This window comes from Caballeronia sp. LZ034LL (assembly GCF_031451215.1).
Classification (GTDB): Bacteria; Pseudomonadota; Gammaproteobacteria; order Burkholderiales; family Burkholderiaceae; genus Caballeronia.
In genome coordinates this window covers 2,684,073-2,696,621 of sequence record NZ_JARUXR010000001.1, presented here as the reverse complement: position 1 = coordinate 2,696,621, position 12,549 = coordinate 2,684,073, and the positions used below count along the sequence as shown (strand labels likewise).

The following is a 12,549-nucleotide window of genomic DNA, read 5'->3' as shown; positions in this document are numbered from 1 at the left end:
GCAACATGTCAGACCGCTAATTCAGGTTGGAAGGAGCTGGATTCGAACCAGGCGATGCCGCAATCTCTGCATAGACGTTCGAACGCGCTCCCGACCGAGTTGTAGTCGGACACCGACTCGGCGTACCCGTCCGCGTCGAGGCCCGCATTGATGTAACGATGGGTTGCCAGATGTCGATGATGGCCCACTGGGACTTTGATGCGTTCCAGGATGTTCCTGTGTGAATGATAGGGACCGTTGTACCGGGCGAGGATCAGGGTCATTTCGGCAGACCAGACCCGCGTCAGTCCGACTGAGAAAACCGAGGGATTCGTGGACGAAACGCGCAGAAAGATCCGGTATGCCTGCGTGGCGTCCCGGGCGTCATGCAGCACAAAATTCTTTTCCCGATGGGTGCCTTTTATCACCCACCTTGCTCGCGGGTTCACAATCAGCTTCGGTGCAAGTCGCATGGCGTTAAGGTCGTCGTCGGTTAAAAGCCGGAAGTCCATCCGTTGTCTCAATGTGATGTGAACAGGACTAGACAGTCTAGATTCAGCGACACAGCCTCAACCAACCCACCCAACAAATAAGACAAAACCGCACCAGCGATCCCTCACCGATGCGGTCCTCACGACCAGCCCGAACCATCAAGCCCGCTTCAAGCCTCCGCCATCGTCCTTTCGATCTCGATCTTGTAGTCATGGAACATCGCCACCGACTCACGATGCGCGACGCTCAGAATCGCCGCCTTCGGCAGCTTCTCCAGCACCGTGTTGTAGATGTGCAGTTCGTTCTCCGCGTCGAGCGCGCTGGTCGCCTCGTCGAGGAACAGGAAATCCGGCTTGTGCAGCAGCACGCGCGCCGCGGCCAGACGTTGCTGCTCACCCGGCGACAAACTCCGCGCCCAATGCGCACTTTCCTCCAGCCGATCCACATACGACCCGAGATTGCAGAGACGCAGCGCCTCGCGGGTTTCTTCGTCGCTGAACGTGCCGCCCGGCGACGGATACGCGAGCGCCGCGCGCAGCGTGCCGATCGGCAGATAGCTTACTTGCGGGATGAACATCATCTTCGCGTCGACGGGTGCGTCGATGGTGCCGTCGCCGAACGGCCACAGTCCCGCGAGCGCCCGCATCAGGGTGCTCTTGCCCGAGCCCGACGGCCCGACCACCAGCCAGCGCGAGCCCGGCTCCACCGACACGTTCGCCACCCGCGACAGCGGCGTGCCGTTCGGCAGCGCGAGCGTGAGATCCTGGGTCGTGAGCGACGGCGTGCTCGTGTAGTGCAGGTTGATGCCGCCGCGCGCGGTCGCCGGCGAGTTTTCCTCGCGGATGTGGGTGGAACGCATCACGCGCTTGAATTCACGCAGACGATTCACCGTGGCGCGCCATTCGACCAAGGTCGAATAACTATTGATGAACCAGGAAAACGAGTCGCTGACCGTGCCGAACGCCGATGAAATCTGCATCAGCACGCCAAACGAGAACGCGCCCGCGAAGTAGCGCGGCGCCGCGACCATGATCGGGAAGATGATGGCGATCTGGCCATAGAAGCTCAGCACGAAGGTCATGCGCTTCGTGTACTTCATGATCAGCCACCAGTTGTCGCGAATGCGCTGGAAAATGGATTTGGCGTTCGCCGTTTCGGTCGTGATGCCGTCATAGAAGGCGATCTGTTCGGCGTTCTCGCGCACGCGGATCAGCCCGAAGCGGAAGTCTGCCTCCACCTTCTGCTGCTGGTAGTTGATCGACACCAGCGGATGTCCGACCTTCTGGATGATCAGCGAGCCCAGGATCGCGTACAGCGCGGCGGCCCAGACCATGTAGCCCGGAATCGTGATCGGCGTGCCGCCGAGCGAGAAGGTCAGCGCGCCCGCGATGGTCCACAGGATCGTGATGAACGTGACCAGCGTGACGAGCGTCGAGAGCAAATCGAGCGAGAGCGAAAGCGTCGTGGTCGCGAAGGATTGCAGGTCGTCGCTGATACGCTGGTCGGGGTTGTCGGCGAGCCGGTCGCGTTCGATGCGGTAGAACGCCTTGTCGCCGAACCACTGTTCGAGATACTTGTTCGTCAGCCATTGGCGCCAGCGGAACGCCAGCATCTGCCGCAGATACCGTCCGTACACCGCGAGCAGGATGTACGCGAAGGCCAGACCGGTGAAGATCAGCAGCAGGTGCGGGAAATCCTTGACGTTCTTGTTCTGCAGCGCGTTGTAGAAGTCCGCGTTCCAGCTGTTGAGCCGGACGTTGATCCACACGACCGTCATGTTGATCGCGATGATCGCCACGAGCAGGCCCCACGCGAAGCCGCGTTCCTCGGAAACCCAGTAGGGCTTGATGAGGCTCCACGCCGAGACTTCGTCGGCCTTCTGCTGCGTGTTTTCAGTACGGGTGTCGATCATGAGCTTCCTGCCGATGCGCCCTTCGGGCGGCGGATTGTTGCGTGGTCGCGCGACGGGCGTGCTGCGCGGTGCGGCCGGCTGCGGCCCGCCGTTATCTTCCGGGCAGCCAGTTTCGGGCCTGCAAATTGTTCCGGGTTTGCCTTAACGCTCACTTAATTTCGCGCGCTCGCCGGCTGAACCATGTTCGCGGCATTGTGCCAGAGTGCTGCCGCACAGGAAAAAAGCAGGGCACAATCCCGGTTTGCAGCGCCTTCGCCTTTCATGTTCTAATGACCTTCGACGAAACAGGGGTGCTTTGCATGCATCGACGGTCGGAACCGGCCCTCACGCAGCGAGGCTGAGAGAGACCCTTTGCACCCGATCCGGGTAATACCGGCGAGGGAAGTTTCCGGAGAACGCGCGCCACCCGCGCCATTCCTCCAGTTTCTTCCGCACCTTGTCCTTTCCGTCCGGCGCGCATCCGCAGCCGGGCCGGTCTCTCCGCCCATGTCGTCCTTGTGATGTGCCGCAGCGCCTGCACGGACGGATCAGGCCATTCCTGCCTTTCTCCTTTCCGATGCAGCGCCAGGCATGAGCCTCGTGCGCACGCTCCACGTGCCCGCGCCGGCCGTTAGGAGACATCGAATTGAACAGAATCCATCAGACCGCCGACCCCCAGGCGGATTTTGCCGTGATCGGCGGCGGGCTCGTCGGCCGGCTCGTGGCCTGGCAGCTGGCGGGCGCGGGGCATCGAGTGAGTCTTTTCGAGCGCGGCGACGCGCCCGGCACGCAATCGGCCGCCTGGGTCGCGGCCGCGATGCTGGCGCCGCTCGCCGAAGCGGCCAGCGCGGAACCACTCGTGGTCGGGCTCGGCGCGGCGTCGCTCGAACGCTGGCCGGGGCTCATCGCGCAATTGCCCGAGCCGGTCTTCTTCCAGCGCAACGGCACGCTCGTCGTCTGGCATGGCGCGGATCGCGCCGAGGCGCCCTTGCTCGAACCCCGGCTGCGCGCCAATTCGCCCGCCGGTCTGCTCGACGGCGGTTTCGTCAAGCTCGCCGGCGACCAGGTCGCGCAGGCGGAACCGGCGCTCGGCACGCGTTTCGCGCAAGGCTGGCTGCTGCCGAACGAAGGCCAGCTCGACAACCGCCAGGCGCTCGCCGCATTGGCCGCGGGACTCGCCGCGCGCGGCGTGCGCACGCACTGGAACACGACGGTCGAGGCCATGCCCGACGCGCGCTGGATCATCGATTGCCGCGGCCTCGGCGGCAAGCCCGCCTGGCCCGCGCTGCGCGGGATTCGCGGCGAGGTGGCGCGGGTGCACGCGCCGGGCATCGGGCTGTCGCGGCCGGTGCGGCTGCTGCATCCGCGCTATCCGCTCTATATCGCGCCGAAGCAGGACGATCTCTACGTGATCGGCGCGACGGAAGTCGAAGGCGAGGACATGTCGCCCGTGAGCGTGCGGTCGGCGCTCGAACTGCTGAGCGCCGCGTTCGCCGTGCATCCGGGTTTCGGCGAGGCGCGCATTCTCGAACTCAATGCCCACTGCCGGCCGACCTTGCCGGATCACCGCCCGGCCATCGTCTGGGACGGGGCGCGGACGGTGCGCGTGAATGGGCTGTATCGGCACGGCTTCATGATTGCGCCCGAAGTCGCGGACACCGCGTGCCGGCTGGCAGAAGCGCTCATCGTCGGCGACGTGGCCAATCACGCGAGCTTCGATGAACATCGCCGCGCCGCCCGCTGGCCGGAACTGCTGCATGGCGCGGCCGACACCGTTGCCAGGCCGGCAGCGGCGCCGGCGCTGTCGCACTAGACAAGAGACATAAAGCCATGAACATCCACATCAATCAGCGCGCCTTCGATCTGCCCGACGCCGCCACTGTCGGCGAGGCGCTCGCCGCCTTCGGCGCGAAACCGCCGTTCGCCGTCGCGCTCAACGGCCAGTTCGTCGCGCGCGGCGAGCACGCCATCCGTACGCTTTCCGCCGGCGACCGGCTCGACGTCGTGTCGCCCGTCGCGGGCGGCTGAGTCGCATGACGCACACCGAAGAATCGAAGGATCCCATCATGACCACACAGACCGCCGACGTGCTCACGCTCTACGGCCAGTCGTTCCCGAGCCGGCTCTTGCTCGGCACGTCGCGTTATCCGTCGCTGCAATCGCTGTCGGACGCCATCGACGCCGCACGTCCCGGCATGGTGACGGTGGCGCTGCGGCGCCAGTCGGAGACCGGCGAGGCCGGCTTCTTCGACGTGCTCAAGCGTCACGGCGTCGCGCTGCTGCCGAACACGGCGGGCTGCCAGAGCGTCGACGAGGTGCTGACCACGGCCTACATGGCCCGTGAAGTGTTCGAGACGCCCTGGATCAAGCTCGAACTGATCGGCGATGACTACACCTTGCAGCCCGATCCGATCGGTCTGGTCGAGGCGGCGTCGAAGCTGATCCGCGATGGCTTCAAGGTGCTGCCCTATTGCACGGAAGACCTCGTGATCGGCCGGCGCCTGCTCGACGTGGGCTGTGAGGCCCTGATGCCATGGGGCGCGCCGATCGGCACCGGTCGCGGCGTGACCAATCCGTACGGGCTGCGCACGCTGCGCGAGCGTTTGCCGGACGTGCCGCTGATCGTCGATGCCGGGCTCGGTGTGCCGTCGCACGCCAGTCAGGTGATGGAATGGGGCTTCGACGGCGTGCTGCTCAACACGGCGGTGTCGCAGGCGACCTTTCCGCCGCAGATGGCGCGGGCGTTCGCGCTGGGCGTCGAGGCGGGACGCACGGCGTTTCTCGCCGGACCGATGGCCGAGCGCGACAGCGCGCAGGCGAGCACGCCGGTGGTCGGCATGCCGTTCTGGCATCAGGAAGGAGGCGCGGCATGAGTCTCCTGAACCGTGAAGTTTTCTGGCCGCCGGCGGACGAGCTGATCGAGGTCGCCGAACAGATCCGTGCCCGGCTGGGCGACTGGCCCGCCGCGGAAACGCGTTGGCGCATTTGCCTGACCGCGCCCGAAGCGCCGCAGGCGAACGACCTGATCGTGTTCACCGAAGCGCGCGACGCCGATGCCGAACGCATCTCGAAGCAGGGCGCGGCCGTGCTCGACGCCCACGGGGAGCACACGGTGCTGCGCCGGGGCGGCGAGCGTTTCGCGCTGGAAGGCGCGCGCAGCGACGACTGGCTCGCCGCGCTCGCGGCGTTCCTCGATTGCAACTTCGAGCCGCACGACGCGCTGGTGCTCGCGCTCGCGTGGCGTGCCGGCGACGAGGCGCGCGACGACGCATGGCCCGTCGATTTCGCCACGTTCCCGCGCGTCGCGGAGCTGCCGCCCGCGCCGGAAGGCGGCTTCGCGCCGTGTCCGGACCGGCTCGGGCTGTATCCGGTGCTGCCGGATGCCGCCTGGGTGGAACGGGTACTCGATCTCGGCGTGCGCACGGCGCAGCTGCGCCGCAAGTCGACCGCATCCGACACGCCCGCCGTTCTGCGCGAGCAAATCTCGCTTTCGGTCGAAGCAGGGCGCCGGCACGGCGCTCAGCTATTCATCAACGATCACTGGCGCGAGGCGATCGAGGCGGGCGCCTATGGCGTGCATCTCGGCCAGGAAGACGTGCAGACGGCGGATCTGAACGCGATCGCGCGGGCCGGCTTGCGGCTCGGGCTGTCTACGCACGGCTACTACGAGATGCTGCGCGCGCTGCATTTCCGGCCGAGCTATCTCGCGCTCGGCGCCGTGTTCCCGACCACGACCAAGGTCATGCCCACCAAACCGCAGGGCCTGGCGCGGCTCGCGCGCTACGTGCAGCTGCTGTCGGGCCGCGTGCCGCTGGTGGCGATCGGCGGAATCGATGCCCGGGCGATGCCCGGCGTGCTCGCGACGGGCGTCGGCAGTGGCGCGGTCGTGCGTGCCGTCACCGAGGCGCCGGATACCGTCGCAGCGGTTTCGACATTGCAACAAATGTTTGCTGGTCAACCATGAAAACTCTCAAAAAGGCGGAGGCACGGCCCTAGGCAAAGCACCGATTGCGCGCAGGCCCTATAATTCGGCCTCTTGCGTCAACGGAATCTCTTACCCAGTGCCTGCTTCTTCCGAGACTCTGCTGGAGCTGCGCGACGTCGATTTCGGCTACGGCGACCGGCTCGTTCTATCCAACCTGAACATGCGTTTCACGCGTGGGCAGGTGGTCGCCGTCATGGGCGGCTCAGGCTGTGGCAAGACCACCACCCTGCGTCTGATCGGCGGCCTCGTGAAGGCGAGCCGCGGTCAGGTAATGTTCGGCGGCCAGGACGTCGGCGCGCAGACGCGCGAGGGCCTCTACGCACTGCGTCGCAAGATGGGCATGCTGTTCCAGTTCGGCGCGCTGTTTACCGACCAGACCGTGTTCGAAAACGTCGCGTTCGCGCTGCGCGAGCACACCGATCTTCCGGAAGATCTGATCCGCGACCTCGTGCTGATGAAGCTGAACGCGGTCGGCCTGCGCGGCGCGCGCGACCTCGCGCCGTCGGAGATCTCCGGCGGCATGGCGCGGCGCGTGGCGCTGGCGCGCGCCATCGCACTGGATCCGCAATTGATGATGTACGACGAGCCCTTCGCCGGCCTCGATCCCATCTCGCTCGGCATCACGGCGCAGCTCATCCGCACGCTCAACGACGCCCTCGGCGCCACGTCCATTCTGGTCACGCACGACGTGCCCGAATCGTTCGCCATCGCCGACTACGTGTACTTCATCGCGAACGGCGGCATTCACGCCGAAGGCACGCCGGCGCAACTGCGGGCGTCGGAAGACCCGACCGTCCGCCAGTTCATCGACGGCACGCCGGACGGCCCGTTCAAGTTCCATTACGCGAGCACTGCGCTGGCTGATGATTTCGGCATCGGAGGGCGCGCATGATCAGCGCAATCGGACGCTGGGTGCTGGACGGCTTGGGCACCGCGGGCTACGCCACGCGCATGTTCGCGCGGCTCGTGCTCGAATTCTTCCCGCTGCTGCGCCGTCCGCGGCTCGTCACGAAACAGATTCACTTCGTCGGCAATTATTCGCTCGTCATCATCGCGGTGTCGGGCTTGTTCGTCGGCTTCGTGCTCGGCTTGCAGGGCTATTACACACTGAGTCGCTACGGTTCCGAACAGGCGCTCGGCCTGCTGGTCGCGCTGTCGCTGGTGCGCGAACTCGGCCCGGTCGTCACCGCGCTGCTGTTCGCCGGGCGCGCGGGCACGTCGCTGACGGCTGAAATCGGCTTGATGAAGGCCGGCGAGCAGCTCACGGCCATGGAAATGATGGCCGTCGACCCGCTTCGCGTGGTCGTGGCGCCGCGCCTGTGGGCGGGCATCATCGCCATGCCGGTGCTCGCGGCAATCTTCAGCGCGGTGGGCATCCTCGGCGGCTATGTGGTCGGAGTGATGTTGATCGGCGTAGATCCGGGCGCATTCTGGTCGCAGATGCAAAGCGGCGTGGATGTCTGGCGCGACGTCGGCAACGGCGTCCTCAAGAGTGTGGTGTTCGGTTTCGCGGTGACGTTCATCGCGCTGTTCCAGGGCTACGAAGCGAGGCCGACGCCGGAAGGCGTGTCGCGCGCGACGACGAAAACGGTCGTGTACGCGTCGCTGGCCGTGCTCGGGCTCGATTTCCTGCTGACCGCGCTGATGTTCAGCTAGAACCCGGTGCCAGGCGCCGGATCCGGCGCGGGCGTTGTGAAGGCCACAGACCGTCACGCGCCATCTGCGAAAAGATTCTCTTTGGGAAGACGATGAAAAAGACTGCTCTCGACTTTTGGGTCGGCCTGTTCGTGGTGCTCGGTTTCGTGGCGCTGCTGTTTCTCGCGCTGAAGGCGGGCAACATGAGTTCCCTGTCGTTCCAGCAAACCTATGCGGTGAAGCTCAAGTTCGACAACATCGGCGGGCTGAAGCCGCGCGCGCCGGTCAAGAGCGCGGGCGTGACCGTGGGACGGGTCGGCAGCATCGGCTTCGACCAGAACACGTACCAGGCCGTGGTCACCATCGACATTGACAAGCAGTATCAGTTTCCGAAGGACTCGTCGGCGAAGATCCTGACCTCGGGCCTGCTCGGCGAGCAGTACATCGGCCTCGATCCCGGCGGCGACGACCAGATGCTCAAGAACGGCGACACCATCACGATGACGCAGTCCGCCGTGGTGCTCGAAAACCTGATCGGCCAGTTCCTCTATAACAAGGCGGCGGATTCCGGCGCATCGAAGGCGCCGGCTGCACCGGCGCCGGCTCCCGCAGCACCGGCCTTCCCGGGCGCGGCGAGCGCAATGGGTGCATCGGCTGCGTCGCCCGCATCGGGCGCGGCTCAATAAGGAGAAGAACATGCAGGCCATGGGGATGCGGTGCGCGGCGATGATCGTGTGCGCAGCGGCACTCGGCGGGTGTGCCACCGTGACGACGCCCAGCAAGGGCGATCCGTTCGAGAGCTACAACCGCACGATGTTCACGATCAACGACACGGTGGACCGCTACGCGCTGAAGCCGGTGGCGAAGGGCTACGTGTGGGCGGTGCCGGAGCCGGTGCGCAACAGCGTGACCAACTTCTTCTCGAACATCGGCGACGTGTACATCGCCGCGAACAATCTGATGCAGTTGAAGATCGCGGACGGCGTGTCGGACATCATGCGCGTTGCGATCAACACGGTGTTCGGCGTCGGCGGCCTGTTCGACGTCGCGACCCTCGCGAAGCTGCCGAAGCACGTGGGCGATTTCGGCCTGACCATGGGCCATTACGGCGTGCCGCCCGGTCCGTATGTCGTGCTGCCGCTGCTCGGCCCGAGCACCGTGCGCGATTCCGCCGGCCTGGTGGTCGACTATTTCGGTAATCCGCTGACCTACGTCAGCCCGGATTCGGTGAGCTGGGCGCTGTACGGCGTGAACCTCATCAACACGCGGGCGAATCTGCTGGACGTCTCCGACCTGCTGGCCGACGCCGCCCTCGACAAATACACGTTCGTGCGCAACACGTACCTGCAGCGCCGCCAGTTCCTGATCACCGGTGGCGGCAGCAGCATGTCCGACTACGAAACGCCGCCGCCGAACTATTCCGACAGCGAAGGCGCGGCCGCCGCGACCGGGGCATCGGAAACCGCAGCACCCGCCGAGTCTGCGTCGGCGTCAGCGGCAGCGGAGGGCGCCGCGCCGGCATCAGGCACGGCGGCTGCACCTGCTCCGGCGAGCGACGTCAGCGGTACCGTGCCCGGCAACCAGTACGTGCCGCCGCGCGCGCCGCCCGGGTTCCCTTCGTTCCGCCTGCGTTGAGCGGTGGTTTGCTAACGCGCGGTAACATAGCTGACGTCATTTCTTACGATTTGGAGCGTGTCTCGCCTGAACTCGATTCAGGCAGCACGCTCAAACTGAAGCCTCTATCTCTGCAGGGTTTGCGATGAAAAAACTATTCCTTCTTCCCCTTCTCGCCATGTTGGTGGCTTTCTGCGGTTCGGCGTCGGCGCAGTCGGTGGATGCGAATTCGCCGGACCAGCTGATCAAGACCGTGACCACGCAAGTGCTCGATCAACTCAAGTCCGACAAGCAGATCCAGTCGGGCAACATCAACGAGATCACCAAGCTCGTCAACGAAAAGATCCTGCCTTATACGGATTTCACGCGCACCACGCGTCTCGTGATGGGCCGCAACTGGAACACGGCTACGCCGGAACAGCAGAAGCAGATCGTCGAGCAGTTCAAGATGCTGCTGATCCGCACCTACGCGGGCGCCCTGGCGCAAGTGCGCAACCAGACCATCCAGTACAAGCCGTTCCGCGCGTCGCCGGAAGATAACGATGTCGTGGTCCGCTCGGTCGTGATGAACAACGGTTCGCCGGTCGAGCTGGACTACCGTCTGTACAAGACGCCGCAAGGCTGGCGCGTGTACGACATCAACGTGCTCGGCGCGTGGCTGATCCAGGCGTATCAGCAGCAGTTTAACGAGCAGATCCAGCAGCATGGCGTGAGCGGCCTCCTGCAGTTCCTCACGCAGCGCAATCAGCAACTCGCGAGCGGCAAGGCATCGTGAGTACGCCGGCCACGGGCGGCCGTTTCCAGACGGCCGCGTCGCTGACGCATGAGAGCGCGAAGGCCGCGCTCGAAGCCGGCCTGTCGCGCATCGCGGCAGGCGCGAGCGAGGTGGATTGCGCACCGCTCACGCAGTTCGATTCCTCCGCGCTCGCCGTGCTGCTTGCATGGCAGCGCGCCGCGTCGGCGCGTGGCGCCGCGCTCGGCGTCTTCAATCTTCCCTCCGGGCTCGAGAGTCTTGCGCGAGCCTATGGCGTCGATACGCTTCTCTCCTTCCGACATTGATCCTGCACTGAACTCGCAGCGGCCCAGGTGGCCGCTGCGTTCACGCCAGCAGGATCGCCGCGAGGTCGGCTCAGGCCGCTTTGCCCTATAATCAAACGTTTTTTCGGGCGTTGCCCCGGCCCTCTTTATGCGAGCCGGTTCGAGCGGGCCCGAAAGCGCCATCCCCGCACAAATCGAGGCGCGGCCGAACGTGGCCCGCGCACAGTCCATGTCAGCGATAGAAATCCGAAACGTCAGGAAGCGCTACAAGGAGCTCCAGGCGCTCAAAGGCGTGAGCCTCACGGTCGAAGAGGGCGAGTTCTTCGGCCTGCTCGGCCCGAACGGCGCGGGCAAAACCACCTTGATCAGCATCCTGGCCGGCCTTGCCCGTGCCGATAGCGGCACGATCTCCGTGCGCGGACACGACGTCGTCAGCGACTTTCGCGCGGCGCGCCGCGCGCTGGGCGTGGTGCCGCAGGAACTCGTGTTCGATCCTTTTTTCACCGTCCGCGAGTCGCTGCGGATCCAGTCGGGCTACTTCGGCCTGCGCCGCAACGACGACTGGATCGATGAAGTGATGGCCAATCTCGATCTCACCGAGAAAGCCGACGTCAACACGCGCGCGCTGTCGGGCGGCATGAAGCGCCGCGTGCTGGTGGCGCAGGCGCTGGTGCACCGGCCGCCGGTGATCGTGCTCGACGAGCCCACTGCCGGCGTCGACGTCGAATTGCGCCAGACGCTCTGGAAATTCATCTCGCGCCTGAATCGCGAAGGTCACACCATCGTGCTGACCACGCACTATCTCGAAGAAGCCGAATCCCTGTGCGACCGCCTCGCGATGCTGCGGCGCGGCGAAGTCGTCGCGCTGGAACGCACGAGCACGCTGTTGCAGCGCTTCGCCGGCATGCAGCTCTACCTGCGTCTGGCGAATGGCCCGTTGCCCGCCGAACTGCGTGCGCTCGAAGTGGATCCGCAGGCCGTGTCCGGCGCCCAGCATCTGCTGCGGCTCACGAGCTACGACGACGTCGAGCCGATCCTCGCCAAATGCCGCGCAGCGGGCTGCACCTTCGACGAAATCGAAGTGCGCAAGGCGGATCTCGAAGACGTGTTCATGCAGGTGATGAACGGGCCCGAAGTGGTCGAGGGACTTTCATGAGCGGTTTCCAGACGTTGTTCTACAAGGAGCTGCTGCGCTTCTGGAAGGTATCGTTCCAGACCGTGCTCGCGCCGGTGGTGACGGCGCTCCTGTACCTGACCATCTTCGGTCATGCGTTGTCGGGGCACGTACAGGTCTATCCGGGCGTCGGCTACACGAGCTTCCTCGTGCCCGGCCTCGTCATGATGAGCGTGTTGCAGAACGCGTTCGCCAACAGCTCGTCGTCGCTGATCCAGTCGAAGATCACCGGCAATCTGGTGTTCGTGCTGCTGCCGCCCATCGCGCACTGGGAAATGTTCTTCGCCTATGTGCTGGCGTCGGTGGCGCGCGGCCTGTGCGTCGGGCTGGGCGTGTTCATCGTGACGATATGGTTCATCCCGATGTCTTTTTCCGCGCCGTTCTACATCATTGCGTTCGCGGTCCTCGGCTCGGGCATCCTCGGCACGCTGGGCCTGATCGCGGGCATCTGGGCCGACAAGTTCGACCATCTGTCCGCATTTCAGAACTTCCTGATCATGCCGCTCACGTTTCTTTCCGGCGTGTTCTACTCGACACATTCGCTGCCGCCGCTGTGGCGCGCGGTGTCGCATCTGAACCCGTTCTTCTACATGATCGACGGCTTTCGCTACGGCTTCTTCGGCGTCTCGGACGTGAATCCGCTGGTGAGCCTGTGCATCGTCGGCGCATTCCTGGCCGCGCTGGCGTTGATCGCCGCGCGCATGCTCGCGAGCGGCTTCAAGCTGCGTCATTAAATTCAAG

Annotated in this window: 14 protein-coding genes and 1 riboswitch; of the genes, 12 read left to right on the top strand and 2 right to left on the bottom strand. The window is 65.2% G+C overall.

The annotated features are described in order from the left end of the window. Window positions 1–8: 8 nt before the first annotated feature. Complete coding sequence (locus QCE83_RS12340; protein WP_309810267.1) at window positions 9–491, bottom strand: hypothetical protein; 483 nt, start codon at window positions 489–491, stop codon at window positions 9–11. Between the two features lie 149 nt (window positions 492–640). Further along, a complete protein-coding gene (locus tag QCE83_RS12335) occupies window positions 641–2,383 on the bottom strand; it encodes an ABC transporter ATP-binding protein/permease (RefSeq protein ID WP_309810265.1) in 1,743 nt (580 codons plus the stop codon). Window positions 2,384–2,659: 276 nt separating this feature from the next. Continuing rightward, a riboswitch (TPP riboswitch) is annotated at window positions 2,660–2,784 on the top strand. Window positions 2,785–3,008: 224 nt separating this feature from the next. Here QCE83_RS12335 and QCE83_RS12330 point away from each other — a divergent pair. The 12 genes from QCE83_RS12330 to QCE83_RS12275 all read left to right on the top strand — a co-directional run bounded on the left by QCE83_RS12330 (window position 3,009) and on the right by QCE83_RS12275 (window position 12,542). Beyond that, window positions 3,009–4,175: an FAD-dependent oxidoreductase gene (locus QCE83_RS12330; protein ID WP_309810261.1), complete on the top strand. Its 1,167-nt coding sequence runs from the start codon at window positions 3,009–3,011 to the stop codon at window positions 4,173–4,175. Window positions 4,176–4,192: 17 nt separating this feature from the next. Next, window positions 4,193–4,390, top strand: coding sequence for a sulfur carrier protein ThiS (gene thiS, locus QCE83_RS12325; protein WP_309810258.1), 198 nt, complete (start codon window positions 4,193–4,195; stop codon window positions 4,388–4,390). Window positions 4,391–4,428: 38 nt separating this feature from the next. Further along, window positions 4,429–5,235: a thiazole synthase gene (locus QCE83_RS12320; protein ID WP_309810255.1), complete on the top strand. Its 807-nt coding sequence runs from the start codon at window positions 4,429–4,431 to the stop codon at window positions 5,233–5,235. Further along, window positions 5,232–6,326 (top strand): thiamine phosphate synthase, encoded by a 1,095-nt coding sequence (gene thiE / locus QCE83_RS12315; protein ID WP_309810251.1) that lies wholly within the window; start codon window positions 5,232–5,234, stop codon window positions 6,324–6,326. Before QCE83_RS12320 ends, thiE begins: the two co-directional genes overlap by 4 nt. A gap of 97 nt (window positions 6,327–6,423) precedes the next feature. After that, the gene (locus QCE83_RS12310) at window positions 6,424–7,239 is read left to right on the top strand and encodes an ABC transporter ATP-binding protein (protein WP_309810247.1); all 816 of its coding nucleotides are present in this window, start codon (window positions 6,424–6,426) and stop codon (window positions 7,237–7,239) included. Continuing rightward, window positions 7,236–8,003, top strand: coding sequence for a lipid asymmetry maintenance ABC transporter permease subunit MlaE (gene mlaE / locus QCE83_RS12305; RefSeq protein WP_309810244.1), 768 nt, complete (start codon window positions 7,236–7,238; stop codon window positions 8,001–8,003). The genes QCE83_RS12310 and mlaE overlap by 4 nt, the downstream gene beginning before the upstream one ends. A 92-nt stretch (window positions 8,004–8,095) precedes the next feature. Beyond that, window positions 8,096–8,668, top strand: coding sequence for an outer membrane lipid asymmetry maintenance protein MlaD (gene mlaD, locus QCE83_RS12300; protein WP_309810242.1), 573 nt, complete (start codon window positions 8,096–8,098; stop codon window positions 8,666–8,668). A gap of 10 nt (window positions 8,669–8,678) precedes the next feature. Then, window positions 8,679–9,617 (top strand): VacJ family lipoprotein, encoded by a 939-nt coding sequence (locus QCE83_RS12295; protein WP_309810239.1) that lies wholly within the window; start codon window positions 8,679–8,681, stop codon window positions 9,615–9,617. A gap of 124 nt (window positions 9,618–9,741) precedes the next feature. Further along, window positions 9,742–10,371 (top strand): ABC transporter substrate-binding protein, encoded by a 630-nt coding sequence (locus QCE83_RS12290; RefSeq protein WP_309810237.1) that lies wholly within the window; start codon window positions 9,742–9,744, stop codon window positions 10,369–10,371. Then, the gene (locus QCE83_RS12285; protein WP_309810234.1) at window positions 10,368–10,655 is read left to right on the top strand and encodes an STAS domain-containing protein; all 288 of its coding nucleotides are present in this window, start codon (window positions 10,368–10,370) and stop codon (window positions 10,653–10,655) included. Before QCE83_RS12290 ends, QCE83_RS12285 begins: the two co-directional genes overlap by 4 nt. A 208-nt stretch (window positions 10,656–10,863) precedes the next feature. After that, the gene (locus QCE83_RS12280; protein ID WP_309810231.1) at window positions 10,864–11,790 is read left to right on the top strand and encodes an ABC transporter ATP-binding protein; all 927 of its coding nucleotides are present in this window, start codon (window positions 10,864–10,866) and stop codon (window positions 11,788–11,790) included. Continuing rightward, entirely contained in the window at window positions 11,787–12,542 is a 756-nt protein-coding gene (locus tag QCE83_RS12275) for an ABC transporter permease (RefSeq protein ID WP_309810228.1), read from the top strand. The genes QCE83_RS12280 and QCE83_RS12275 overlap by 4 nt, the downstream gene beginning before the upstream one ends. Window positions 12,543–12,549: the final 7 nt, after the last annotated feature.

Coding starts and splice junctions, on each gene's coding strand:
- QCE83_RS12295 (WP_309810239.1), top strand. CDS start 8,679: ATGCAGGCCATGGGGATGCGGTGCGCGGCGATGATCGTGTGCGCAGCG.
- QCE83_RS12275 (WP_309810228.1), top strand. CDS start 11,787: ATGAGCGGTTTCCAGACGTTGTTCTACAAGGAGCTGCTGCGCTTCTGG.
- QCE83_RS12335 (WP_309810265.1), bottom strand. CDS start 2,383: ATGATCGACACCCGTACTGAAAACACGCAGCAGAAGGCCGACGAAGTC.
- QCE83_RS12280 (WP_309810231.1), top strand. CDS start 10,864: ATGTCAGCGATAGAAATCCGAAACGTCAGGAAGCGCTACAAGGAGCTC.
- thiS (WP_309810258.1), top strand. CDS start 4,193: ATGAACATCCACATCAATCAGCGCGCCTTCGATCTGCCCGACGCCGCC.
- QCE83_RS12340 (WP_309810267.1), bottom strand. CDS start 491: ATGGACTTCCGGCTTTTAACCGACGACGACCTTAACGCCATGCGACTT.
- QCE83_RS12320 (WP_309810255.1), top strand. CDS start 4,429: ATGACCACACAGACCGCCGACGTGCTCACGCTCTACGGCCAGTCGTTC.
- mlaD (WP_309810242.1), top strand. CDS start 8,096: ATGAAAAAGACTGCTCTCGACTTTTGGGTCGGCCTGTTCGTGGTGCTC.
- QCE83_RS12290 (WP_309810237.1), top strand. CDS start 9,742: ATGAAAAAACTATTCCTTCTTCCCCTTCTCGCCATGTTGGTGGCTTTC.
- mlaE (WP_309810244.1), top strand. CDS start 7,236: ATGATCAGCGCAATCGGACGCTGGGTGCTGGACGGCTTGGGCACCGCG.
- thiE (WP_309810251.1), top strand. CDS start 5,232: ATGAGTCTCCTGAACCGTGAAGTTTTCTGGCCGCCGGCGGACGAGCTG.